The sequence below is a fragment of the Aquabacterium commune genome (assembly GCF_004362855.1).
In the GTDB taxonomy this organism is placed as follows: Bacteria; Pseudomonadota; Gammaproteobacteria; order Burkholderiales; family Burkholderiaceae_C; genus Aquabacterium; species Aquabacterium commune.
Genome location: NZ_SNXW01000005.1, coordinates 138,630 through 161,434 on the forward strand (window position 1 = coordinate 138,630; position 22,805 = coordinate 161,434).

Genomic DNA, 22,805 nt, shown 5'->3' on the forward strand with positions numbered 1-22,805 from the left:
AGATGCTGCAGTCGCTTCAACACTACATGGAGGCCCGCCTGAGCACTGAGGGTGCGGGCAACATCAAGCCAGATCACTTTGCCGAGCTGGCCGGGCGATTGCTCGCCAGCGGCGTGCTCTGGCGCGACTATTCCAAACCCGAGGCACAAGCGTATGACGCAGCCGTGCAATGCGAGCAACTGCTGCGCGAATACTTTGCCGCCATTGGCTTTGTGTTGACCCATGACCTGGATGCGATGCTGTTCCGCCTGTATCCCCCTGGGGGCACTGGCGATGGCGAGGACGATGGCGTCAAAAAGCTCAAGGCGCGTTTGAGCCCCACCTTTGTGGCGGCCTGTGTGGCCCTGCGCTTTCTCTACACCGAGGGGCTCACCGGCAAACGCGAGCTGATCGACGAGCAATTGGTCATCAGCCTGGAAGAGCTTTCGCAAGCCGTGGTGTCACTGCTGGGGCATGCGTTGCCCGCGTCCGCATCTGAACGACTGGCTTTGCTGCGCGACCTCAAGAAGCACCGCATCGTGCGCTTCCACGAAGGCGACGACGCCGGGCACATGGACATGCTGCTGGGCGTGTTGCGCCCTGTCATGAGCTTTGTGAGCGATGAGGCGCTGGAAGATGCCCTGGCGCTGGCCAAACAGGCCGCGCAGAACCGACGTGCCCGTGCTCCAAAGCCAACCCCATCGCCCGCCACTGACACACCCGTCGACAACGAAGGCGGCCCATGAAGATCGCCAAGCTCATCACCTGGCAATGGGGATCATTGGACAGCCGCGAGTGGGACTTTGCCGACACCGTGCTGCTGACGGGCGAATCCGGATCGGGCAAGTCCACCTTGCTGGATGCCATCCAGACGCTGTTGACGGCGGCACACCATCATCTGGTGCAGTTCAACATCGGCCAGGATGAATCCACCCAAAGCCGACGAGGGGGCAAAGAGCCTCGCACCTTGCAGGCCTATGCCTTGGGCCAACAGGCTGACGGCGTGTTCCTGCGCAAACGCTCGACCAGTTATGTGGCCTTGGTCTTCACGGCCTCGCCAAAGGAAGATGATCAAGAAAACACCTTCACGGCCATGGTCGGCGTCGAGGCACACGAAGATGGCGGCAAGCCCATGCTGTCCAAGAGCCAGTTCTTCATCGTCCGCCAGGCTTTGGGCCTGACGCAACTGCTGCGTCCAGCAGGCGACATATTGCCCGCATCGGCCTGGCCGCTCAAAGAACTGTATGTGCAACTGCAGCAGCAAGCCAAGCTGGTTCAGCGCTTTGAAGACAAGACCAATTACCTGACCCACTTGTATGGCGCACTGATGGGCAAGACCTCATTGTCCGAGCCCGAGGCATTCCGGTCAGCCAAATCGCTGGTCAAAGCCATGGCCTACAAGGAGCTGGGCAACGTCAATGACCTGGTGCGCGATGAAATCCTGGACCCCCATGATTTCAGCAAAGACCTCGACAAGATGCGCGAGTTGATGCGCTCGATGGCCGGGCTCAAAGCCGAGGCCGAGCGACTGCAGTTGAACATCGATCGCCTGGAAAAGGTCGAACAGTCAGCCCAGCATGTGCTTGGCCAGGCTCGGCGCTTTGTGCTCACCACCATCGCCTACGCGAAGCGCATCGTTATGGAGGCGGTGTCTGAATTGGAAACGGTTCAACGCCAGATCACGGCACAAAACAAACTCAACGCCGCCGCCAACGAACGCCTGGCTCAGTTGCATGACACGCGCATCCTGTTGGATGGCCAATGGCGTGCCATCGAGGACCGCCTCAAAGACAGCGATGTAGCACAGCGCAAGCGCACGTTGGAAGATGACATCGCCCGCCAATCCGAGCAGTTCCGTAAAGGATGGCTGCAAATCCACCAAGCCGCGAAGGCGATGTCTGACCTGGCGCGCAGCCTGAACCAATTGTTGGCGTTGGACCTCGGCCAAATGCCTTTGCTCGCCCAGGCCGTTGACGCACTGCGGCCATCTGGCCAAGCCACGTTGGCAGCTTGGCAAACCATGCAAGACACCTTCTTGCAAAGCGAGGTGGCGCTCAACGCCGAACTGCCTGCGTTCGACCTTGAAGCCTTTGATGCGGACCTGGACCGACTTCGACAAGGCATCCAGGGGCACGATGAATCGCTGACCAGTGTGGTAAGCACGGCACTGGGTGATCTGCACCATCAACAGCGGCAACTTCAGGACGAGCAAACACAGCGGGAGGCTGAGCTTCGGTTGCTGCAAAAAGGTCAATCGTCTGCACGTCCAGAAATCATCGCCGCATTGGAGATGCTCAGGCGCGATGCTCCTCATGCTCAGGCTCATCTGCTGGCCGAACTGGTTGAGCCGCGAGATACAAAGGGTGCGCCGTCATGGCAACAAGCCATTGAGGGCTATATGAATGCAGACCGCTTTTCAATCATTGTGAAAGCCGGTACAGAGGCTCATTGCACTCGGCTGGTCAAGAAGCAGTTCCCACATCGGTCTGCCAAGGTTGTGCAGGGCAGCAAGGCCATGGAGGACACAGAAGGCCGCCGCCTTGAATCCAATGCCGTCATGCATGAACTGATTTGCACCCACCCCGTAGCCAAGGCCTTCCTGATGGCTCAATACGGCCGTGTTCGCAAGGTCGATACCGAAGATGAACTGAGCCGCACGGCACAAGGACTGATGATCGAAGGCGTGGGCAGCCGAGGCTACGGCATGTTTTCTTGTCGCATGGATGAGCGTGAGCTTGTCTTCGGGCAAGCATCGCGCCAGCGGCGCATCGCCTGGTGCGAAGCAGAACTCACTCGCCTTGACCGTGGCATCACGTCGATTGACAGCCTCAAGCAATCACTCAATGCTATTCATCGCCTGTTCGTCGGCGCGCCTTTCACCCCGCTTGCGCCCTTGATGCAAGACGTGCTGACTGCTCAGCTTCAGTACGCAGACTCGGCTCGCACGCTGTCCACACTGGACCTCAGCTCCATTGCCGAACTGGAGAAAGAGCAACAAGCACTCCAAACACGCATCCAGGAGCATCAGGACGAACATGACAAAGAGCAACAGGCCATTGGCGCGGCCAACAGCAAGCTGGGCGATTTGCAACTGCGGCAACAGGCCCTGCAAAATCGCTTGCCGGCCTTGCAAGATGAGCAGTTGAACGCCACGGTCTGGGCAAGCCGCTTTGTGCAAGGCGCCCCCGGTCAAGCCACCGAGCGCCAGTTGTTGAACGAGGCCCAGGTATTGGCTGAAGATCCTGACACCAGCCCAGACGCCATGCGCCAACGCATCAGCAGCATGAACAGTGTGCTGCCCGTGTCTTTGCGTGAGCTCAACACCCAGGTGCAGTCCTACCTGGTGGGCGCCCGTCAGGAGCAGGAACGCTTTGCTTTCGTTGAACCGCCACGCAGCCACGACAAGGGTCACGACAAACTCGAAGACATCCTCAGCACCTTGCAGACCCTGCTGCAAAACGTCGCAGAGCAATTGCACCGTCAACGCGCCATAGGGCTGGCCGAAAACAAACAGCATCTGGCAGAGGGCGAGCGACGCTTCAATGAGGTCTTTACCAGCAGCTTTTGCTTCAAAGTGCGAGACCAGATACGCCAAGGCGCATCCACCCTGCAAAAGCTCAACCGCGAATTGCGCAACATCCAGTTTGGCACGGACACCTACGCGCTGGACTGGGACTGGATCCCGCGTCTGCAAAAGGTCTACGACTTCTTCGAGGTGGTAGAAAGCCTGGCCGACACCTTCGAAAAAGACCAGGTATCCCTGTTTGACTCGCCCCGCCTGGGCGAGGCCCACCGCGACACCGCGCACGAGATACGTAAGCTGCTGTTGGCCAACGACCAAGGTGCCTCTGAGCGGGCACTCAAAGAGCTGGCTGACTATCGCAACTATCGGCGCTACGACATCATCAGGCACAGCCCTGTGGGGCAGACCAGGCTGTCCACTTGGGGAACAGGTTCCGGCGGTGAGCTGGAGACGCCGTTCTATGTCGTTCGATCGGCCGTGCTGGCGCACGCCCTTGGGCATTTTGGCCGCGAACGCCAAGGTGCACCCGCATTGCGCCTCATGCTGTCAGACGAAGCTTTCTCGAAAATGGACGAGTCACGCTCACGCAATGTGTTGCAGTTCCTGTCAGGCACATTGGGCTTACAGCTGATTGTGGCCATGCCCACCTCGAAGTCCGGCGCGGTCAAGCCCGAGTTTGACAAAGAGTTCACGTTCTCTAAGGTGCTGGCCTCGCGTGATGGCAAAGAATTGTTCGTCAGCGAGGTTCAGGAGAAAACGCTCAAACGAGATGCCTTGAGCACACTGTGGCGACACCATGCGGAGCAGGCCCGTGCAGCAGCCAAACGAGACTACCTGGCTGCGCAATCAGGTACGGAGGCACCTGATGCCTGATCCCGATCTCTTCCTCTTGCGTCTTGCGAGAGCGCTGCTGGACAAGGCTGAACGTACTGGCAACGAACAGGGGATCAAACTCAAGCTCGACCGCAAGCACGCGCCGGAGCTATACGGACACATTGATGCCGATTCTCAACAGGCTGTGGTGCTCAAGCTGGAAACGCTTTGCGCCCTTGGTTGGACGACGCTGGACCTTGGCAAGCCGCGCGACTTTGCGGGCTTTACAGATCGCGATCCTCATTTGGTCTTGCTCGATTTTGAAGCCCTTGCCGCCTGGTGCGGGTATCAACGTCGAGCCGACGCCTGGCATCGGCAGTTGATTCAATATATCGAACTCAGCGGTGCGTTTGGTGGCCCGGGCAACAGCGTACAAGCGGACCTGCTGGACTACTTGTCCAAGAGCCCTCTGCGCGCCCTGGAGGGCTGGCCCCTGCATGAGGCCGCCGATTGCTTGCTCGCGCTGCATGCACTGTGCGTATCTGGTCAGACTATGCCGCTTCGAGAGGCCTCTGCGCGCGTATTTCATGCTCGATCCAAAATATTGGATCATCGGGAAGAGTTGCTCCGACTGCTAGGTGCTGCGTCAGGCCAGCTATTTGAAGCACCGATCCAATTGCTTATGGCGTTCCCTGAAGAGCCAGAAAATTTTGACGCTGTACTGTTTGTAGAAAATCTCGTCACCTTCGAGCGCATGGCCGACCACCGGCAAGCGGACTGGGCCCACATGGCACTGGTCTATGCCGCCGGCTTCAAAGCAGGGGCCAAGCGACTGCGCCACCCACAAGGATGCCGCATCTACTCCCGCCAATCTGCGGCGCCGACCCAGGCCGCTTTGGAGCGGGCAGCGCGCTGGCTTTTCGATAATGCCGAGATGTCCGTCTTCTTTTTTGGAGACCTTGATTTCGCAGGGATGCAGATCTTGGCCAGGTTGAGAGATGGCTTCCCCCAAGCATGTGCGTGGGAGACTGGCTATGCGCCATTGGCAGACATCTTGTCGCATCGACAAGGCCATCCACCAGAAGCCGCCGAGAAGTCAGGCCAGATTGACCCAGGCATCACGGGATGCACCTATGCAGACAACGTATTGCTGCCGCTGATGCGCCAATCACAACAATTTGCTGACCAGGAGAGCTATGTGGTCCGTGCATGAACAGCATGCGAACGGCTGATGCCGGCAAGGTTTCAGCAATTTTTCCCCTGAATGACTACAATTGCGGCATACATTCCTCTTGGTGCCATAACTTTGGCGCGGAGTAGGTCAGTCGTATCAACTTGTGTCGCTTTGAGTTTCTTGGCTATGTCGCGGCCGCTGCTAAGTGTTTGATTTGCAATGACATGCTGTCGCATTGACTTTGGCGCCCTACGGGTCGAGAAACAGGTCAAGCGGACGAACAAGTGAAAGTCCCGCCCAGTTCTACGCGCCGTGACAGAGTGCGTGTCCGTGTGCCTTGCACCTGGGCGTCAACGCACCGTGTATCCCCTCCCGTCCATGCAAGCCGCGACGGCCCGCTGGAACACATCGGCGTCCAGCAAGGCGGCTTGTTGCGTGGCGGCCCAGCGGTTGCACTCCTGGCGGTCACCCTCGGTTTGCGCGGGTGACTGTCCGTTGCGCGGGTAGATGACGGGCGTGGGCGGAGGCTTGATCGGCGCGGGCACATTGGCTTGCGCGGTTTCGACGCTGGGCGGCGGCGCCACCACGGCGAAGCCTCGGCCCGGTGCGGGCAGGTAGTAGGCACCGTTGAGGTAGTAGTACATGGTGTTGCCGACCCAGACCGTCACGCAATCGGGTGGCAACACCGGCACCAGGACGCCCACGGGTGGCGCGATCACCACGTAGCGGTCGGCATAGGGACGGAACCACACCCCGCTGTTGAAGAACAGGTGGCCGGTGCCGAATGCGATGCTCAGGCTGCCGCCAGGCAGGCCGTAGGCCACGTAGCCCACCGAGGGGTAGTAGTGGTTGTGGCTGTAGCGCGGATCGAAGCGCCAGGGGTCGCCACCGCGGCGGTGGTCGCCATGGCGGCGGTCAGCGTGTGCAGGCGCATGTGCCAGGGCCAGGGCCCCGAGCACGGCACACAAGAGGGTCGAACGGCATCGCATGGCATCACTCCTTCGTGTCGGTGTGGCCGACGTTCAGATGGTAGTGATCGCGCACTGCGTTGGCTGGGTCGGCAAGGCAAAGTTTTGCGATGCTGTTGAGGGGCTGCGCTCAGCCTTTCGGAGGAAGTGCGAACTGGCAGATGCGCCAACGAATTCGATTACCCTGGCGCGCAGGGAGAAGTTGCGGTGATCGTTTACCAGGCCAACAAACGTCAGTTCATTGAAGATACGTTTCAGAACGACATCGAGTTTGTGCTGTCGCAGCAGTACCTGCGCAGCACGGGCCGTCAGCCCTCGCTGTTCGAAGTGGGGGAGGTGCTGAAAGACGATGCCATCCCCGACGACATGGCCGTGGCGTTGGAATACACCGTGCCGCAGACCTCCAAACGCATCGACGTGCTTTTGACGGGGGAAGATGAAGCTGCCACACCCAAGCTGGTCATCATCGAACTCAAGCAGTGGTCGCAGGCCCGCTTCAGCGAGAAGGACGGCATCGTCTGGGCCCGCCTCGGCGGCAAGGCGGGTGAGACAGAAGGCGCCCAACCTCGGCGAAAACCAGGTCAAGGAAGTGATCAACGCCGCGCGCTGCACCGTGTTCTTCGTGGACGACGACCAGCTCGTGACCCACAAGCCCTGGAAGATGGCGCCACCGAGTGGGTGGAGCAGCCCGAATGGGTGAAGCCCCAGCCCGGCCTGTTCGTGGCCCAGGTGGTGGGCGAGTCGATGAACAAGCGCATCCCCAACGGGGCCTGGTGCCTGTTCAGGGCCAACCCGCAAGGCACGCGCAACGGCAAGATCGTGGTGGTGCAGCACCGCAGCATCAGCGACCCGGAGACGGGGGGGCAGCTGCACCGTCAAGCGGTATCGGAGTGAGAAGGTGGTGGATGCGGATGGCACTTGGCGGCACGAGAGGATTGAGTTGGTGCCGGAAAGTGATGGGGTGGGCTTTGAGGTGATGACCGTGCAGCCCAACGATGTGGACGCCTTGAGCGTGATTGCTGAATGGTTGATGGTGGTGGCGTGACGATGACAGCAAGCTTGAACAAGCTGACCCGGTGGGCTGTAGAAACCGCTTTGGAGGAGTTCGTCCTGATCGGCCGTGAAGCTTTTTTGGAGAAGTATCGATTTGGCTTTGCACGGGACTTCTTCGTCCGGCACCCAGTCACAGGCCAGGCCTGCGACTCCAAGGCGATCATTGGCGCGGCCTATGGTGTGCAGTTCCCGGAACAAGGTCCGTTGCGACCGCAAGACTTTTCAGGCGGACAAGCCACGGTCGTCAGGATACTGAAGGGCTTGGGGTTTGATTTGGTGGATGTGGATGCACATCAGGCGTCCAGCAAAGAGCGTGCGTGGACTAGGCACGAGAACGTTTTGATCGTGGCCGACTACCTTGAGATGCTCATGAAGGAGCTGGCAGGTCAGACCTACAACAAGGCGGAGCGTGCAAGAAACTTGGTGCCACGCCTGAGCGATCGCAGCAAAGGCTCCATCGAGTTCAAGCGAGCCAACATCAGCGCAGTGATGATTGAGTTGGGCTACCCCTCTGTTCCCGGATACAAGCCTCGCGTCAATTTTCAACGTGAAGGCCTGGTAGATGTTGTGGCCGAACAGGTGGCCCATTTGCCTCTTTTGGACAAGGCCGCAGAACTGGCCGTTGACCGCCCTGCCGACGTTCCAGAGTCTGTGGCGTTCAAGAGCCTTCTGACCGGACCACCGAAGCGACAGCATCGTGTGGAGGAAGCACGATCTGACTATGTGAGGCGTGGTGTCAAGCGCGACTACTTCGAACGTGAGAGTCGCAATCGATCACTCGGCACGGCGGGCGAACGCTTCATCGTCCAGTTTGAACAGTGGCGCTTGGCCCAACTCGGTGTCGGCCGGTTGGCAGACCGGGTCGAGCATGTCGCTGAGACTCAAGGTGATGGTCTTGGGTATGACGTGCTGTCTTTCGAGACGGATGGCCGCGAGCGTTTCATCGAGGTCAAGACCACGGCCCATGATGCGGCGACACCGTTCTTTGTGTCGTCAAACGAGGTGGCGTTCGCAAAGGAGGTATCGGACAGGTTCAGGCTTTATCGCCTGTACCACTTCCGGACGGCACCCAAGTTCTTTGAACTGCCAGGTGCGATTGAGCAGCACTGCCACCTTGATCCATCGACCTTCCGAGCTACCTTTTGAACGCATGCGCTCGAAGGCTTGGAGGACGTCCTGTTTGGTGCTGCTCATGCGTCAGAATTCTCGCTGCACCAGGGCGTTCAGCCACGCCTGTGATTCGCCTGGCCGCTGGTCGGTGCTCAACTCGCCTCCGCTTTGCTGGCTGCTTTCGCCGGCATTCTGCCTGCCCACCGCGGGCGTCGGCGCTTGATCCGCCGCTGTCGGCACTTCCCATCACCTCCGAGGCCTGACGCAGCGCAAACCACGCCCCTTCCAGCACCGTCGTCGTCGCTTGCGGCGCATTCACCGGCACCCGCAGCGAGGTGAACGCCCCAAAAAGGGGCGCGGTCGCCCCCCGACATCCCATCGGCTGAGATCCCGACCGACGATCACGGCACTCAGCGCGCATTCGTCGCCCCTCAAAGTGCCGCGAACGTCACCGCCCGCGCCGAAGCCGCCCCAGCAAGGGCCGACGTCGGCCCTTCAGTGTTCAGCCCATCACCCGCCGCAAGCGCTCCAGCGCCTCGGCGTTGCGGGCGCACACGTCCCGAAAGCCGGCGCCGATGCGTTCGTCCTGGCTGCTGCGTTGCCAGAAGGCACTCGCTGCTGCGGCGGCGGGGCGCGCGACGTCGAAGCTGTCGGGCAGGGGCAGGGAGACGTCGAAGCCTCGGCTGGGCAGCTCCACCCCGCGCACGGGGGCGTGGTGCATGGGCAGCATGTCGTAGGCGGGGGCCACCTGAAAGCGCCCGTCCACGGGCACGAAGGCCAGGTTGCCGGGGTGCATGTCGGTGTTCTGGATGAAGCGGCCGAAGTGCCACAGCAGGCCCAGCGTGCGCAGGCTGGCGTCGTCGGTTTTGGCGATCAGGCCGCGCTGGCGCAGGCGGCGGCCCGCTTCAGGCCAGGGGCCGCTGGTGTCGCCCAGCAAGGTGTCGCCCACGGCCTGCCACGAGCACACGGGCGAGCGGCCGTGGGCGCCGTGGCGGTCAAAGCGGTCCACCTCCAGGAAGGTGCGTCCACCGGTTTGCAGGATGCGCGAGCGCGCGGCGGGCACACCGAGTTGCTGCAGGGCCTCCAGCGCGAGGTGTTCGCACACGAGCAGGTCGGCCCAGCGGCCTGAGCCAGGGGAGTCGTCCAGCCCGGAGAACTTGACCAGCACGTGCTGGGTGCCGCCTTCGGCTCGCTGCACGGACGCCGTGAATTTGGGGAACTCGCCCGCGGCGCTCGAGCCGGCGTGGCCCGTTTGCATGGCGTCGGCGGCGCGTTGCAGCCAGGTGGTGGCGCGCTCGGCCTGGGGCGTGGCCCGGCTTTCGGCAGTCAGGCGTTGCGCGGCCCAGCGCTGGTAGGCGGCTTCGCCCACGATGAGGTTGCCCGGGGCGTCGCTGCCCAGCAGCGAGAGGGCGTGCAGGGTGTCGTCGTCAGACCATTCGCGTGGGTCTTCGGGAACCTGCAGCAAGGCGGCGTGGGCGCGCGCAAAGGCTCGGCCCAGGAAGCCTTCGGGGCGCATGTCCTGCAGGGGGCAGGGCAGGCCTTCGTGCCAGCCGCCTTGTGCGGCGGGGTCGTCGGGGGCTTGTGGCCAGCCTGGGTCGCCCTCCAGCCAGCAGCCGTGCCCGTGGGCCAGGTGCAGGCGGCCGATCTGGCGGGGCTCACCTTGTTCGTCGACCTGGAACACCGGCAGGGGCGCCCATTGGCCGCGCAGGGGGCGTCGCGCAGCGTAGGCGCGCCGGCGCGTCTGGCCCATGGCGATGACCTGGTCGCCCGCGTCTTGCACCGCCCGCATCAGCGTGGGGCGGCTGATGCCCAGGCCCTCCAGGACGCGCCCGGCCGGCACGCGCGCCGTGCCCCCTGGCCGGTTGGCCTGCTGTCGGAGGAAGGCGATCAGGGTGTCGGCACTCATGGCGTTCAGTGTAACGAATTCGAGCCCCCGCCGGTGCGCCACGTTTTGGTCAGATCTTCAATCCAATCAACCGCTTAGGCGCCATGCCAGGTCTTTTTTGCCCAGCGACGAAACAAAACCTGAAACGAATCATGAAACGAAAGCAGGGGCCTGGTCACGCCGTGCCAGCAAGCGCCTGCGCGCGCCTTCGATGTTGTTGCGCAGGGCGTAGAGCTCGTCGGCGTGGGCCAGGGGCACGGTGATCTGGCTGGCGACGCGGTCGAGTTCGTCGAGCTCGTCGAGCAACTCGCTGGCGTTGGTTTCGCCTTCGTCCAGGCGGGCCTCGACGGCGCGCAGCCGCGCGTACCAGCGGAAGACGCGCTGGCGCACGCGGTAGGTATAGAGCGGCGGCACCACGCGCGACAGGGGCAGCAGCAGCACGATCAGGCCGCCGATGACCAGCCACATGCGCTCCAGCAGGTTGCTGGCCCAGAAGGGCAGGTGGCGTTGCCAGAAGGGCGGCGTGCCGTTGATGGCGCGGTCACCTTCGGGGCTGACGGGCAGCTCGCTGGTGCGGGTGTTGGGGAAGTCGCGCACGCCGTTGAACCAGCCGGCGCCGCCGTGGAGCTTTTGCGCGGTTTGCGCAAACAGCTGGCGCAAGGCGGGGTGGGTGTCTTCGTGGGTGAGCAAGGCGGTGGTGGTGGTCAGCAGGCCGATGTCGTCGGGGGGCAGGTCGCGGGCGAGGTCCACCATGCCGCGCGGCAGCGTGACGGTTTGCAGGAAGGGGAAGCGCCGCGCCAGGGCGTCGGCCTGGGGCAGGTCGGCCAGGGCCACGCCGCTTTGGCGCAGCAGGCGTTGCACGGCGGGGGACTCGGGCGCGGTCATCAGCACCAGGGCGTCGATCTGGCCGGCCAGCAGGGCCTCGGTGGCGGCGTCGGGCGGCAGGTTGCTGGCGGTGAAGGTGTCGGGGCCCAGGCCGTTGGCTTGCAGCAGGCGCTGCATGAGCTCGGGCACGCCGCTGCCGGGCTGGTCGAGGTTGATGCGCAGGCCCTGGAGCTGGGTCAGCGAGGTCAGGCGGACGTCGGGGGCGGGGGCCTTGACGGGCGCTTGGGCGGGAGCTTTTGCCGAGCCGCCCTTGGCCGAAGCCACGTTGACGGCGCCGGGGCGGTAGAAGACCCACAGCGGCTCGTAGAACAGCGCGCCGAGGGACATGATGCCGGCGTCGGCGTCGTTGTTGTTTGCGGCATCGGCATCACCGGCCTGGCTGCTGCCGCCGCGCACGAAGGCCACGTCGGCGTCGCCGTCTCGCAGGGCCTGCAGGCTGGCGGCGGGGCCGTCGGTGTGCAGCAGCTCCACGCGGATGCCGTCTTGCTTCAGGGCCTGGGCATAGCGTTGGCCGAACTCGGCGTAGGCGCTGCCCGCGGGCCCGGTGGCCAGCGTGACGCTGCGCGGGGGCTGCGGGTCCAGCCACACGTAGGCGCCCACCAGCAGGCCGGCGGCCAGCAGCAGCACGGGGCCGGCCGAGGTGAGCATGTCGCGCACCGACAGCAGCCAGCCTTGCAAGGCCAGCCTGGTGCGGCGCATCGGCGTGGTGCGGTGTTCGGGGCTGCGGGGCTCAGCCATGGTCGCGCCTCGCGGCAACGAAGCGGCCCAGTCGGGCCAGGCCTTCTTGCAGGTCGGCGCGCGAGGCCGCGTACGACAGCCGCACGTGCGAGGCCGCGCTGCAGAAGCCGAAGTCCTGCCCCGGCGTCAGCGCCACGTGGGCTTGTTGCAGGGCTTGTTCGCAAAAGGCCATGGCGTCCAGGCCGGTGCCGCTGACGTCGATGTAGGCGTAGAAGGCGCCGTCGGGGGCCACCGGCACGCGCAGGCCGATGTCGCGCAGGCCTTGCAGCACCAGGGCGCGGCGTTCGGCGAACTCGCGCTTGCGGTCCTCGCACACGGCGATGGATTCGGGCGTGAAGCAGGCCAGTGCGGCCATTTGCGCCGGGGTGGGGGCGCAGATGTAGTAGTTCTGCGCCAGCCGCTCCAGGGCGGGCACGAGGGCCTCGGGCACCACGGCCCAGCCCAGGCGCCAGCCCGTCATGCCGAAGTACTTGGAGAAGCTGTTGATCACGCAGGCGCCGGGGTCGGTGGCCAGCACGGTGGGCGCGGGGCGGCCGTCGGCTTGGGCGTCGCTGAGGTTGAGGTAGATCTCGTCGATGATGCGCCAGGCACCGTGCGCGCGGGCCCAGTCGCAGATGGCGGCCAGCTCCGCAGGTGGCACCGAGGTGCCGGTGGGGTTGGAGGGCGTGGCCACCATCAGGCCCCGCGTGCGCGGCGACCAGTGGCGCTGCACCGCGGCCAGGTCGAGCTGGAAGCGCGAGGCCGCGTCGGTGGGCACCAGGCGCACGTCGGCGCCAAAGCCGCTGAGGAACTGCCGGTTGCAGGGGTAGGACGGGTCACCCACCAACACCTCGTCGCCCGGGTCCACCAGCGCGGCGGTGAGCAGCAGCAGCGCGGCCGAAGCCCCCGCGGTCACGACGACGCGCTCGGGTGCCACGTGCACGCCATGCGCCTGTTGGTAGAAGCCGGCGATGGCCTCGCGCAGGGCGGGCAGGCCGAGGGCGCCGGTGTAGGGCAGGGCCGTGTCGGCGGCGATGCGCTGCAGTTCGGCGCGCACGGCCGGTGGCGCGCCGAAGTCGGGCTCACCGATGTTGAAGCGGATCACCCGGTGGCCGGCGGCTTCGAGCTCGGCGGCCCGCTTGCCGAACTCCATGGCCAGGAAAGGGGTGATGGACTGGGCGCGTTGCGAAACCTTCATGCGGGGCAGTTTAGCCCCGCCCCTCAGCTGGCCAGGCGCCCGCCCCGGCGTGGCGCCGTGCCGTGCTCGGGCTGGCGCACGGCGCGGTACATGTCGTGGTCGCTCATGCCAATGCCGCGCAGGAAGTCGTCGCGCAGCAGCAGCACGTTGTCGATGTCCTCGTCTTCGGCCTCGGACAGGTAGCCCTGCAGGCGCTCCAGTTCTTCGATCTGGCGTTCGCTGAAGCTGGGGCGGGCCCAGCTGGGCAGCTTGGCGCAGGGGCTCATGCCCCAAGCCGCGGGGCTGCGGTGGACGTCCTGGGCCAGCATGGCGGCGTTGAGGTCTTCCAGCTCGGCACTGCCCAGGTGCTGGACCTGGCCAGGTGCGATCACCTGGGCGGCCACCACGCGGGGTTCGGCCACGTCCATCACGACCCGGCACATCACCGGTTCCGAGAAGGGGTTGAGGGGGTGCAACCAGTGGCCGTGCATCAGGCAGGCCGCAGCGATCGGTTGATCCAGGTCCGACGAAACGTTGTCGAGCCAGTTCATGGTGCCATCCTCCGGTGAAGCGGTGTCGAGGGGGCTGCCCTTGCCGGGCAGCGCAAGTCACTGGAGACCATCATGCAGACATCGGGCCCGTTTGGGCGGGCAGAGTTGCGCCAATTTCGTGGCATTCATCGCTTTCGGCGTGTCTTTGCAACAGGGGCCGAAATGGCGTGATTTCGCCTACATTCTGAAAGGCTGTGCCTGCCCCTGTCGCCCTGCCCCACATCGACACCGAGCGCTGCACCGCGTGCGGCCGCTGTGTGGCGGCCTGCCCGCCCAAGGTGCTGTGGCTGCAGGCGCAAGGCCCTCGGGGCTGGGGCCCCAAGCAGGCCGAGCTGCATGACCCCTCGCATTGCACGGGATGTGCCCAGTGCGCGGTGGTCTGCCCTTTCGATGTGATCCGGATGGTCCGCTCGACTCCACCCCGCTGAGGCCTTGTCAAGAGGGCATGCCAGCAGCCGCAGCCCGACATACCCAAGTGGTATCGGTCATGGTCGCCGATGGTATTGGAGGCGCCGTGCAGGCTTCGGTATGGTTCACGGCAATGCACCGAAGTGCACCACCCACCAACGGGCAACCATGGCCCAGGCACCCACAGGAGACACACATGGCCATCACCGGCGTCATGAGGGCAGGACATGCGCAGCTGCGCGTCCTGGACATCCAAGTCAGCCGCAAGTTTTACCGGGACGTCATCGGCCTGGTCGAGACAGGCGAGGACGCACAAGGCCGTGTCTATTTCAAAGCCTGGGACGAGCGCGACCACAACAGCATCGTGCTGCGCCAGGCCGACAGCGCCGGCGTGGACTTCGTGGGCTACCGCGTGCTGGACGCCGCCTCGCTGGACCAGTTCGAGCGTGACCTGAATGCGCGGGGCGTGGCCACCCGCCGCATCCCCGCCGGCGAGATGCTGGAGACCGGCGAGCGCCTGCGCTTCACGCTGCCCTCGGGCCACGAGTTCGAGCTGTTTGCCGAGAAGGCGCACGTGGGCAATGGCCTGGGCCTGAAGAACCCGCCGCCTTGGGGCCCCGACGCCGAGCACGGCATGGCCCCGGTGCGCTTCGACCACTGCCTGCTCTACGGGCCCAACGTGGCCGCCGTGAAGGCCCTCTTCACCGAGGTGCTGGGCTTCCGTCTGGTCGAGCGCATCCTGGGCCCGGTCGAGGCCGGTGAGCCCGAGGTCGGCATCTTCCTGTCGTGCTCCAACAAGACGCACGACATCGCCTTCGTCGAGCACCCCAACCCGGGCAAGCTGCACCACGTCTCCTTCCGCCTGAACTCGTGGGAGCGCGTGCAGCGCGCCAGCGACATCATGGGCATGAACCGCGTGCCCATCGACATGGGCCCCACGCGGCACGGCGTGACCCGCGGCGAAACCATCTACGCCTGGGACCCGTCGGGCAACCGCTTCGAGACCTTCGCCGGCGGCTACGAGCCCTACCCCGATTGGGAGCCCATCACCTGGACGTTCGACGAGTTCGGCCATGGCCTGGACTACCCCACCGGCACCCTCCACGAAAGCTTCCTCGGCGTCGTCAGCTGAGGGCCGAAGCGCTGCGCAAAGACATCCCCATGAAACAAATCCTGAATTTCATCCACGGCGAGTTCGTGCCCGCGCGCAGCCAGCGCGTGTTCGACAAGCTCAGCCCGCTCACCAACCTGCCGCTCTACCAGGTGGCCGAAGCCGGCCGCCCCGAGGTCGATGCCGCCGTGGCCGCCGCCCGCGCCGCCCTGAAGGGCGACTGGGGCCGCATGACGGTGGACAAGCGCATGGCCATGCTGCACGCCGTGGCCGATGGCATCACGAAGCGTTTCGATGATTTCGTCGCTGCCGAAGAGGCCGACACCGGCCAGCCCCACCACGTCATCGCGCACGCCTTCGTGCCGCGCGGTGCGGCGAACTTCAAGGTCTTCGCCGACCTGATGAAGAACGTGCCGACCGAGGCCTTCCAGATGGACACGCCGGATGGCCGCGGTGCGATCAACTACGCCATCCGCAAGCCCAAGGGCGTGATCGGCGTGATCAGCCCCTGGAACGCGCCCTTCCTGCTGATGACCTGGAAGGTCGGCCCGGCGCTGGCCTGCGGCAACACCGTGGTCGTCAAGCCCTCGGAAGAAACGCCGGCCACCGCCGCCTTGCTGGGCGAGGTCATGAACGCCGTGGGCGTGCCCCCGGGCGTTTACAACGTGGTGCACGGCTTCGGGCCGGACGCCGCGGGCGAGTTCATCACCAGCCACGAAGACGTGGACGCCATCACCTTCACCGGCGAGACGCGCACGGGCGCGGCCATCATGAAGGCGGCGGCCCATGGCATCCGCGACGTGTCTTTCGAGCTGGGCGGCAAGAACGCCGGCATCGTGTTCGCCGACGCCAACTTCGACGACGCGGTGGAAGGCATCTTCCGCTCGGCCTTCATGAACACCGGCCAGGTCTGCCTGGGCACCGAGCGCGTCTATGTGGAGCGCCCGCTGTTCGACAAGTTCGTTTCGGCGTTGAAGGCGCGTTGCGAAGCCGTCAAGTACGGCCGCCCCAGCGACGAGGGCTCGAACTACGGCCCGCTGATCAGCCAGGAGCACAAGCGCAAGGTGATGTCCTACTACGCCAAGGCGGTGGAAGAGGGCGCCACGGTGGTGACCGGCGGCGGCGTGCCGGAGATGTCGGGCGAGCTGGCCGGTGGCGCCTGGGTGCAGCCGACCATCTGGACCGGCCTGCCCGAAACGGCGGCCGTGGTGCGCGAGGAGATCTTCGGGCCCTGCTGCCACATCCGCCCCTTCGACAGCGAGGAAGAGGTCGTCGGCCTGGCCAATGCCAACCGCTATGGCCTGTCCACCACGATCTGGACGCAGAACCTGACCCGCGCCCACCGCATGGCGGCCGCGGTCGAGGTGGGCATCACCTGGGTCAACAGCTGGTTCCTGCGCGACCTGCGCACGCCGTTTGGCGGCTCCAAGCAATCGGGCATCGGTCGCGAAGGCGGGGTGCACTCGCTGGAGTTCTACACCGACCTGCGCAACATCTGCATCAAGCTTTGAACCCAGCCCTGAAAGCCCTGACCATGGACATCCCAACCATCGAGCGGCACGGCGACGCGCTGTTCCAGGCGTGGCGCGAGCGCCGTGTCATGCGGCCGCTGCGCGAGCAGTCGCCCGACATCACCCTGGCCGATGCCTACGCCATCCAGTCGCGCTACGTGGCCCGCCGCGTCGAGGCCGGCGAGACCATCGTCGGCAAGAAGATCGGCGTGACCAGCAAGCCCGTGCAGGACTTCCTGGGCGTGTTCGAGCCCGACTTCGGCCAACTCACTTCCAGCATGGTGCGCAGCGAATCCGACGGCGTGGACCTGAACACGCTGATCCAGCCCAAGGCCGAGGCCGAGCTGGCCTTCGTGCTCAAGCGCGACCTGATCGGCCCGGGCATCACGGCGGCCGATGTGCTGTACGCGACCGACTACGTGACGCCCTGCTTCGAGATCGTGGACTCGCGCATCCAGGACTGGAACATCCAGATCCAGGACACGGTGGCGGACAACGCCTCGTGCGGCGTCTTCCTGCTGGGCGACGTCAAGGGCGACCCGCGCAAGCTGGACCTCACCCTGGCCGGCATGGTGCTGCACAAGAACGGCGAGCTGCATTCGACCGGCGTGGGTGCCGCGGTGCAGGGCTCGCCGGTGAACGCGGTGGTCTGGCTGGCCAACACCCTGGGCCGCCTGGGCCTGCCCTTCCGCGCCGGCGAGGTGATCTTGTCGGGCTCGCAATCGGCCCTGGTGCCTGTGACCGAGGGCGACGAGCTGGTCTGCACCGTCGGTGGCCTGGGCACCTGCCGTGCCCGTTTCCATGGAAGGAGCGCCCTGTGAGCGCCGAGAACCCGAACCAGAGCATGACGCTGACGCTGGGCCGCGAGGACATCGTCCGCCTGAGCGACCGCATCGAGGCGGCGCAGACCGGCGCCAAGGCCATCCCGAAACTGACCGACGATTTCCCCGGCATGACGCTGGCCGATGGCTACGCCGTGCAGCTGGAGTTGCGCCGCCGCTGGTTGGCCCAGGGCCGCCGCCAGGCGGGTTGGAAGGCCGGCCTGACCTCCAAGGCCAAGATGGACCAGATGGGCGTGCGCGTGCCCTCCATCGGCTTCCTGCTGGCCGACATGGCCCGCCCTGAGAACTCGGCCGTGCGCACCGACGACCTGGTGCACCCGCGCGCCGAGTGCGAAATCGCCTTCGTCACCAAGGCCCGCCTGGCGGGTGACCAGGTCACGCGGGAAGACGTGCTGGCCGCGACCGACTTCGTGCTGCCCGCCATCGAGGTCATCGACTCGCGTTTTTCGGGCTTCAAGTTCGACCTGCCCAGCGTGGTGGCTGACAACGGCTCGTCGGCCCGCTACGTGGCCGGTGGCCGTGCCCGCTACGCCAGTGACATCGACCTGAGCACGCTGGGCGTGGTGATGGAGAAGAACGGCGAGGCCGTGACCATGGGCGCATCGGCCGCCGTCATGGGCCACCCGGCCGATGCCATCGCGCTGATGGTGCGGGTGCTGCACGAGCTCGGCGAGGACCTGCCCGCGGGCAGCTTCGTCATGAGCGGTGCCATCACCGAGGCCATCGCCGTCAAGCCTGGCGACAACGTCATCGCGCGCTACCAGGAGCTGGGCAGCGTGTCGGTGCGATTCATCTGAACAACCTGAGGACAGGCCCCATGCCCATCATCGAAATGCACCTGATGACCGGCCGCACCGTCGAGCAAAAGCGCCGCGTCGTGGCCGCTGTTGCCGAGGCCACCGCCACCGCGCTGGGGGTGGACAAGAACACCGTGCGCATCCTCATCACCGAGCACGGCCTGGACGAGTTCGCCGTGGCCGGCGTGACGGCGGGCCAGAAAGCTGAGATGGCCGCAGCGGCCGCGGCAACGGCCGCCGGTGCTTCAGAGGCGGCCGCGAAGGCCAAGTCCACCACCTGAGCGCCTGACATCCGCAAAGCACCCACAGGATCCCTTCCATGAAAAAGATCAAATGCGCCTTGATCGGCTCGGGCAACATCGGCACCGACCTGATCTACAAGATCCAGCGCAGCCCCGTGCTGGAGCCCGTCTGGATGGTCGGCATCGACGCCACCTCCGAGGGCCTGGCCCGCGCCCGCAGCATGGGGCTGAAGACCACCGCCGAGGGCGTGGACGGCCTGCTGCCCCACGTGCTCGAAGACGGCATCCAGATCGCCTTTGACGCGACCTCGGCCTATGTGCACGCCGAGAACTCGCGCAAGCTCAACGAGCTGGGCGTGCTGATGATCGACCTGACGCCGGCGGCCATCGGCCCGCTGTGCGTGCCGCCGGTGAACCTGCGCGAGCACGCCGACAAGGCCGAGATGAACGTGAACATGATCTCGTGCGCCGGCCAGGCCACCATCCCCATCGTCAACGCGATCTCGCGCGTGCAGCCGGTGGACTACGCCGAGATCGTGGCCAGCCTGTCGTCCAAGTCGGTCGGCCCGGGCACGCGCGCCAACCTCGACGAGTTCACCTACACCACCTCCAACGCCATCGTGAAGGTGGGCGGTGCGCGCCGCGGCAAGGCGCTGTGCATCATCAACCCTGCCGATCCGCCGGTGATCATGCGCAACACCATCAACTGCCTGACCGACGAGGCGCCCAACCAGGCCGCCATCATCGACTCGGTGCTGACCATGATCGGTGAGGTGCAGAAGTACGTGCCGGGTTACCGCCTGGTCAACGGCCCGGTGTTCGACGGCCAGCGCGTGTCGGTGTTCATGGAGGTCTCGGGCCTGGGCGACTACCTGCCCAAGTACGCAGGCAACCTGGACATCATGACGGCGGCCGCCTGCCGCACCGCCGAGATGTTTGCCGAAGAGATCCTGGCTGGGAAGATCCAGCTGCAGCCGGCCAAGGAGACCGTGTGATGAGCGCCCCGAACAGCACCGCAAGCACCACCAACACCAACACCACCGACACCAGCCTGGCCGGCCGCAAGGTCCTGCTGCACGACATGTGCCTGCGCGACGGCATGCACGCCAAGCGCGAGCAGATCTCGGTGGCGCAGATGGTCGAGGTCGCCACCGCGCTGGACGCGGCCGGCGTGCCGCTGATCCAGGTCACGCACGGCGGCGGCCTGGGCGGCAACTCGCTGCAGCACGGCTTCGCGCTGGCCAGCAACGAGGCGTACCTGCAGGCCGTGGTGCCGAAGATGACGCAGGCCAAGGTGTCGGTGCTGCTCATCCCCGGCCTGGGCACGATGCGCGAGTTGCAATCGGCCTACGACTGCGGTGCGCGCAGCGTCACCGTGGCCACGCACTGCACCGAGGCCGACACCTCGCCCCAGCACATCGCCTTTGCGCGCAAGCTGGGCATGGACACCGTCGGCTTCCTGATGATGGCCCACCTCAACGACCCCGCCGGCCTGGCCCAGCAGGGCAAGCTGATGGAGTCGTATGGCGCGCAGACGATTTACGTGACCGACTCGGCCGGCCACATGCTGCCGGCCGACGTGACGGCCCGCGTGGCGGCGCTGCGCGAGGTGCTCCAGCCCGAGACGGAGATCGGCTTCCACGGCCACCACAACCTGGGCATGGGCATCGCCAACTCGGTGGCCGCCATCGCCGCAGGCGCCAGCCGCATCGACGGCTCGGTGGCCGGCCTGGGCGCCGGCGCGGGCAACACGCCACTGGAAGTCTTCCTGGCCGTGTGCGACCGCATGGGCATCCTCACCGGCGTGGACCTGTTCAAGCTGATGGACGTGGCCGAAGACATCATCGTGCCCATGATGGACCACATCGTGCGCGTGGACCGCGAGTCCCTCACGCTGGGCTTCGCGGGCGTCTATTCGACCTTCCTGCTGCACGCCAAGCGGGCCGAGAAGCGCTTCGGCGTGCCGGCGCGCGACATCCTCGTCGAGCTGGGCCGCAAGAAGATGATCGGTGGCCAGGAAGACATGATCGAGGACACCGCCATGACCATGGCCAAGGAACGCGGCCTGATGCAGGACGTGGTCCGCGCGGCCTGAGCTGCTGGCCTGACGACCTCCACCCACCACACGCACCCACGGAGCACAGCCATGCCGCAACAAGACATCGCCGTGGTGGTCGGCAGCACCGGCGCCATGGGCCAGGTCATCGTGCGCCGACTGGCCGCCAAGGGCCTGACCGTGGTGGCGGTGGCGCGTTCCACCGACGCCCTCGCCTCGCTGGTGCACAGCACGCCCGGCGTGGTGGCCTGCGCGGCCGACATCGCCTCGGACAGCGCCACCGAGGCCATCCGCGCGACCTGTGAGCAGCTCGGTGCGCCTGTGCGCCTGGTGGTGCAAGGCGCGGGCGTGGCCACCGCGGGTGGCGTGCTCACCGCGCCGACCGAGGCCGTGGTGGACGCGGTCAACATCAAGGTGGGCGGCATGTTGCGCCTCGTGCGCGCCGTCGATGGGCGGCTGAGCGCCGGCGCGCGCCTGGTCGCCATCGGCGGGCATTACGGCTTCGAGCCCACGGCCTACGCGGCCACGGCCGGCGTGGCCAATGCCGCGCTGGCCAACCTGGTGCGGCAGCTGTCCTGGGCCTACGGGCCGCGCGGCGTGACCTCGCACCTGGTGGCCCCAGGCCCGGCCGACACCGAGCGCTTGCACCGCGTGGCCCAAGACCGCGCCGCGCGCGACGGCCTGAGCGCCGCCGAGGTGCTGGACCAGATGCGCGCCGAGTCGGCCATCGGGGCCTTCACCACGCCCGAGCAGATCGCCTGGGCCATCGCCCTGCTGCTGGACCCGGAGGCCGACGCCCTGGCCGGCGGCACCCTGTTCATGGACGCGGGCCGGCGCAAGGGCCTGCCCTGAGTGTCCCCTTCTGAAAGACCGCCATGCCCATCCTCCACCTCCACCTGGCCGAAGGGCAGCACAGCGATGCGGCCATCGGCGAGCTCGTGCTGGCGGCCAGCCGCCTTTACGCCGAGGTGCTGCAGAGCCCCATCGAGCGCGTGCGCGTCTTCGCGCAGCTTTACCGGCCCCAGCATGTGGCCGTGGCCGGCCGGCTGGTCAGCGAGGGGCAGGCCGGTGCGCCCTTCTTCGAGTTCCTGGTGCTGGAGGGGCGGCCTGTGGCGCAGTGCCAGGACCTGCTGACCCGCTTCACCGAGCTGATCGTGGACACCCTGGGCGTGGACCGCAGCGGGGTGCGCGGCGTGTGCAAGCCGGTGCCGCCGGCGCTGTGGGCCATCGCGGGACAGCCGGCCAGCGCGGTGCGCGCCGCCGAGGTCCAGGCGAGGGCGCCATGAACGTCCTCATCGTCCACGCCCACCCGGAGCCACACTCCTTCAGCGCGGCCATGTGCACCACCGCCACCGACCACCTGCGCGCCCAGGGCCACCAGGTGCGGGTGTCCGACCTGTACGCCGCGGGCTTCAACCCCGTGGCCAGCGCCGCCGATTTCGGCCAGCGCCAGAACCCCGACCACCTCGTTTATGCGCTGGAGCAGCGCCACGCCCACACCAACGGCACGCTGGCGCCGGACGTGCGCAGCGAGCTGGCCAAGCTGCTGTGGTGCGACCTGCTGATCCTGAACTTCCCCATCTTCTGGTTCTCGGCACCGGCCATGCTCAAGGGCTGGATCGACCGGGTGCTGGTCTCGGGCGTCGTCTATGGCGGCAAGCGCTTCTACGACCGCGGCGGCCTGGCGGGCAAGCGCGCCATGCTCAGCGTGACCATCGGCGGCCAGTCGCACATGTTCGCGCCCGATGGCGTGCACGGCCCGCTCGACGACATGCTCAAGCCCCTGCAGCAAGGCACGCTGGGCTACACGGGCTTGAGCGTGCTGCCGCCTTTCGTGGCCTGGCACGTGCCCTACATCTCGACGGAAGAGCGCACCCACATCCTGGCCGATTACCGCAGCCGCCTGGACCAGCTCGACCACCTCGCGCCCCTGGCCATGCCCAGCCTGGGCGATTTCGACGAACGCCTGCGGCCGCTGGCCGTGCGCTGAGCCTCTGTCAGCG

22 protein-coding genes are annotated in these 22,805 nt (G+C 65.8%); 17 read left to right on the forward strand and 5 right to left on the reverse strand.

Translation table 11 applies throughout. The features are described 5' to 3' along the window. Positions 1 to 2 precede the first annotated feature (2 nt). Genes EV672_RS10335 through EV672_RS10345 form a run of 3 tightly spaced genes read left to right on the forward strand, consistent with a single transcriptional unit; the run spans position 3 to position 5,528 of the window. Complete coding sequence (locus EV672_RS10335) at positions 3 to 725, forward strand: DUF4194 domain-containing protein (RefSeq protein WP_133608909.1); 723 nt, start codon at positions 3 to 5, stop codon at positions 723 to 725. After that, entirely contained in the window at positions 722 to 4,375 is a 3,654-nt protein-coding gene (locus EV672_RS10340) for an SbcC/MukB-like Walker B domain-containing protein (protein ID WP_133608911.1), read from the forward strand. The genes EV672_RS10335 and EV672_RS10340 overlap by 4 nt, the downstream gene beginning before the upstream one ends. Beyond that, on the forward strand, positions 4,368 to 5,528 hold the full coding sequence (locus EV672_RS10345) for a Wadjet anti-phage system protein JetD domain-containing protein (RefSeq protein WP_133608913.1): 1,161 nt from the start codon (positions 4,368 to 4,370) through the stop codon (positions 5,526 to 5,528). The genes EV672_RS10340 and EV672_RS10345 overlap by 8 nt, the downstream gene beginning before the upstream one ends. Before the next feature lie 311 nt (positions 5,529 to 5,839). On the opposite strand, the gene EV672_RS10350 is transcribed toward EV672_RS10345, so the two are convergent. Beyond that, on the reverse strand, positions 5,840 to 6,478 hold the full coding sequence (locus EV672_RS10350) for a DUF6515 family protein (RefSeq protein ID WP_133608915.1): 639 nt from the start codon (positions 6,476 to 6,478) through the stop codon (positions 5,840 to 5,842). A gap of 186 nt (positions 6,479 to 6,664) precedes the next feature. On the opposite strand from EV672_RS10350, the gene EV672_RS10355 reads away from it, so the two are divergent. Genes EV672_RS10355 through EV672_RS10360 form a run of 3 tightly spaced genes read left to right on the forward strand, consistent with a single transcriptional unit; the run spans position 6,665 to position 8,656 of the window. Continuing rightward, the gene (locus EV672_RS10355) at positions 6,665 to 7,351 is read left to right on the forward strand and encodes a S24 family peptidase (RefSeq protein WP_133608917.1); all 687 of its coding nucleotides are present in this window, start codon (positions 6,665 to 6,667) and stop codon (positions 7,349 to 7,351) included. A gap of 7 nt (positions 7,352 to 7,358) precedes the next feature. Continuing rightward, on the forward strand, positions 7,359 to 7,502 hold the full coding sequence (locus EV672_RS18705) for a hypothetical protein (RefSeq protein ID WP_166643535.1): 144 nt from the start codon (positions 7,359 to 7,361) through the stop codon (positions 7,500 to 7,502). A 14-nt stretch (positions 7,503 to 7,516) separates the two neighbouring features. Then, complete coding sequence (locus EV672_RS10360; protein WP_243738619.1) at positions 7,517 to 8,656, forward strand: protein NO VEIN domain-containing protein; 1,140 nt, start codon at positions 7,517 to 7,519, stop codon at positions 8,654 to 8,656. A 466-nt stretch (positions 8,657 to 9,122) separates the two neighbouring features. On the opposite strand, the gene yjjJ is transcribed toward EV672_RS10360, so the two are convergent. The 4 genes from yjjJ to EV672_RS10380 form a co-directional block, all read right to left on the reverse strand. Further along, a complete protein-coding gene (gene yjjJ, locus EV672_RS10365) occupies positions 9,123 to 10,526 on the reverse strand; it encodes a type II toxin-antitoxin system HipA family toxin YjjJ (protein ID WP_133608919.1) in 1,404 nt (467 codons plus the stop codon). A gap of 129 nt (positions 10,527 to 10,655) precedes the next feature. After that, on the reverse strand, positions 10,656 to 12,089 hold the full coding sequence (locus tag EV672_RS10370) for a TAXI family TRAP transporter solute-binding subunit (RefSeq protein WP_133609133.1): 1,434 nt from the start codon (positions 12,087 to 12,089) through the stop codon (positions 10,656 to 10,658). 31 nt (positions 12,090 to 12,120) lie between these two features. After that, complete coding sequence (locus EV672_RS10375) at positions 12,121 to 13,305, reverse strand: aminotransferase class I/II-fold pyridoxal phosphate-dependent enzyme (RefSeq protein WP_133608921.1); 1,185 nt, start codon at positions 13,303 to 13,305, stop codon at positions 12,121 to 12,123. 23 nt (positions 13,306 to 13,328) lie between these two features. Next, positions 13,329 to 13,835, reverse strand: coding sequence for a hypothetical protein (locus tag EV672_RS10380; RefSeq protein WP_133608923.1), 507 nt, complete (start codon positions 13,833 to 13,835; stop codon positions 13,329 to 13,331). A gap of 194 nt (positions 13,836 to 14,029) precedes the next feature. Here EV672_RS10380 and EV672_RS10385 point away from each other — a divergent pair, with 194 nt between their 5' ends. The 11 genes from EV672_RS10385 (at position 14,030) to EV672_RS10435 (ending at position 22,792) form a co-directional block, all read left to right on the forward strand. Then, positions 14,030 to 14,263, forward strand: coding sequence for an ATP-binding protein (locus EV672_RS10385; protein WP_133608925.1), 234 nt, complete (start codon positions 14,030 to 14,032; stop codon positions 14,261 to 14,263). 176 nt (positions 14,264 to 14,439) lie between these two features. Beyond that, positions 14,440 to 15,375: a catechol 2,3-dioxygenase gene (locus EV672_RS10390; RefSeq protein WP_133608927.1), complete on the forward strand. Its 936-nt coding sequence runs from the start codon at positions 14,440 to 14,442 to the stop codon at positions 15,373 to 15,375. Between the two features lie 29 nt (positions 15,376 to 15,404). Continuing rightward, positions 15,405 to 16,865: a 2-hydroxymuconic semialdehyde dehydrogenase gene (locus EV672_RS10395; protein ID WP_133608929.1), complete on the forward strand. Its 1,461-nt coding sequence runs from the start codon at positions 15,405 to 15,407 to the stop codon at positions 16,863 to 16,865. A gap of 23 nt (positions 16,866 to 16,888) precedes the next feature. Continuing rightward, a complete protein-coding gene (gene dmpE, locus EV672_RS10400; RefSeq protein WP_133608931.1) occupies positions 16,889 to 17,686 on the forward strand; it encodes a 2-oxopent-4-enoate hydratase in 798 nt (265 codons plus the stop codon). A 29-nt stretch (positions 17,687 to 17,715) separates the two neighbouring features. After that, the gene (gene dmpH / locus EV672_RS10405; RefSeq protein ID WP_424923143.1) at positions 17,716 to 18,504 is read left to right on the forward strand and encodes a 2-oxo-3-hexenedioate decarboxylase; all 789 of its coding nucleotides are present in this window, start codon (positions 17,716 to 17,718) and stop codon (positions 18,502 to 18,504) included. Positions 18,505 to 18,509: 5 nt separating this feature from the next. Next, positions 18,510 to 18,785 (forward strand): tautomerase family protein, encoded by a 276-nt coding sequence (locus EV672_RS10410; RefSeq protein ID WP_341770479.1) that lies wholly within the window; start codon positions 18,510 to 18,512, stop codon positions 18,783 to 18,785. 38 nt (positions 18,786 to 18,823) lie between these two features. Beyond that, positions 18,824 to 19,741 (forward strand): acetaldehyde dehydrogenase (acetylating), encoded by a 918-nt coding sequence (locus EV672_RS10415; protein WP_133608935.1) that lies wholly within the window; start codon positions 18,824 to 18,826, stop codon positions 19,739 to 19,741. Further along, positions 19,741 to 20,841 (forward strand): 4-hydroxy-2-oxovalerate aldolase, encoded by a 1,101-nt coding sequence (dmpG, locus tag EV672_RS10420; RefSeq protein ID WP_133608937.1) that lies wholly within the window; start codon positions 19,741 to 19,743, stop codon positions 20,839 to 20,841. Before EV672_RS10415 ends, dmpG begins: the two co-directional genes overlap by 1 nt. A 51-nt stretch (positions 20,842 to 20,892) precedes the next feature. After that, on the forward strand, positions 20,893 to 21,654 hold the full coding sequence (locus EV672_RS10425; protein WP_133608939.1) for an SDR family NAD(P)-dependent oxidoreductase: 762 nt from the start codon (positions 20,893 to 20,895) through the stop codon (positions 21,652 to 21,654). A gap of 23 nt (positions 21,655 to 21,677) precedes the next feature. Continuing rightward, positions 21,678 to 22,088: a tautomerase family protein gene (locus tag EV672_RS10430; RefSeq protein ID WP_133608941.1), complete on the forward strand. Its 411-nt coding sequence runs from the start codon at positions 21,678 to 21,680 to the stop codon at positions 22,086 to 22,088. Next, positions 22,085 to 22,792 carry an NAD(P)H-dependent oxidoreductase gene (locus tag EV672_RS10435; protein ID WP_133608943.1) on the forward strand — a complete coding sequence of 236 codons (708 nt, stop codon included), beginning with the start codon at positions 22,085 to 22,087 and terminating at the stop codon, positions 22,790 to 22,792. Before EV672_RS10430 ends, EV672_RS10435 begins: the two co-directional genes overlap by 4 nt. Positions 22,793 to 22,805 lie beyond the last annotated feature (13 nt).

Coding starts and splice junctions, on each gene's coding strand:
- EV672_RS10335 (WP_133608909.1), top strand. CDS start 3: ATGCTGCAGTCGCTTCAACACTACATGGAGGCCCGCCTGAGCACTGAG.
- EV672_RS10340 (WP_133608911.1), top strand. CDS start 722: ATGAAGATCGCCAAGCTCATCACCTGGCAATGGGGATCATTGGACAGC.
- EV672_RS10345 (WP_133608913.1), top strand. CDS start 4,368: ATGCCTGATCCCGATCTCTTCCTCTTGCGTCTTGCGAGAGCGCTGCTG.
- EV672_RS10350 (WP_133608915.1), bottom strand. CDS start 6,478: ATGCGATGCCGTTCGACCCTCTTGTGTGCCGTGCTCGGGGCCCTGGCC.
- yjjJ (WP_133608919.1), bottom strand. CDS start 10,526: ATGAGTGCCGACACCCTGATCGCCTTCCTCCGACAGCAGGCCAACCGG.
- EV672_RS10370 (WP_133609133.1), bottom strand. CDS start 12,089: ATGCGCCGCACCAGGCTGGCCTTGCAAGGCTGGCTGCTGTCGGTGCGC.
- EV672_RS10375 (WP_133608921.1), bottom strand. CDS start 13,305: ATGAAGGTTTCGCAACGCGCCCAGTCCATCACCCCTTTCCTGGCCATG.
- EV672_RS10380 (WP_133608923.1), bottom strand. CDS start 13,835: ATGAACTGGCTCGACAACGTTTCGTCGGACCTGGATCAACCGATCGCT.
- EV672_RS10390 (WP_133608927.1), top strand. CDS start 14,440: ATGGCCATCACCGGCGTCATGAGGGCAGGACATGCGCAGCTGCGCGTC.
- EV672_RS10395 (WP_133608929.1), top strand. CDS start 15,405: ATGAAACAAATCCTGAATTTCATCCACGGCGAGTTCGTGCCCGCGCGC.
- dmpE (WP_133608931.1), top strand. CDS start 16,889: ATGGACATCCCAACCATCGAGCGGCACGGCGACGCGCTGTTCCAGGCG.
- EV672_RS10415 (WP_133608935.1), top strand. CDS start 18,824: ATGAAAAAGATCAAATGCGCCTTGATCGGCTCGGGCAACATCGGCACC.
- dmpG (WP_133608937.1), top strand. CDS start 19,741: ATGAGCGCCCCGAACAGCACCGCAAGCACCACCAACACCAACACCACC.
- EV672_RS10425 (WP_133608939.1), top strand. CDS start 20,893: ATGCCGCAACAAGACATCGCCGTGGTGGTCGGCAGCACCGGCGCCATG.
- EV672_RS10430 (WP_133608941.1), top strand. CDS start 21,678: ATGCCCATCCTCCACCTCCACCTGGCCGAAGGGCAGCACAGCGATGCG.
- EV672_RS10435 (WP_133608943.1), top strand. CDS start 22,085: ATGAACGTCCTCATCGTCCACGCCCACCCGGAGCCACACTCCTTCAGC.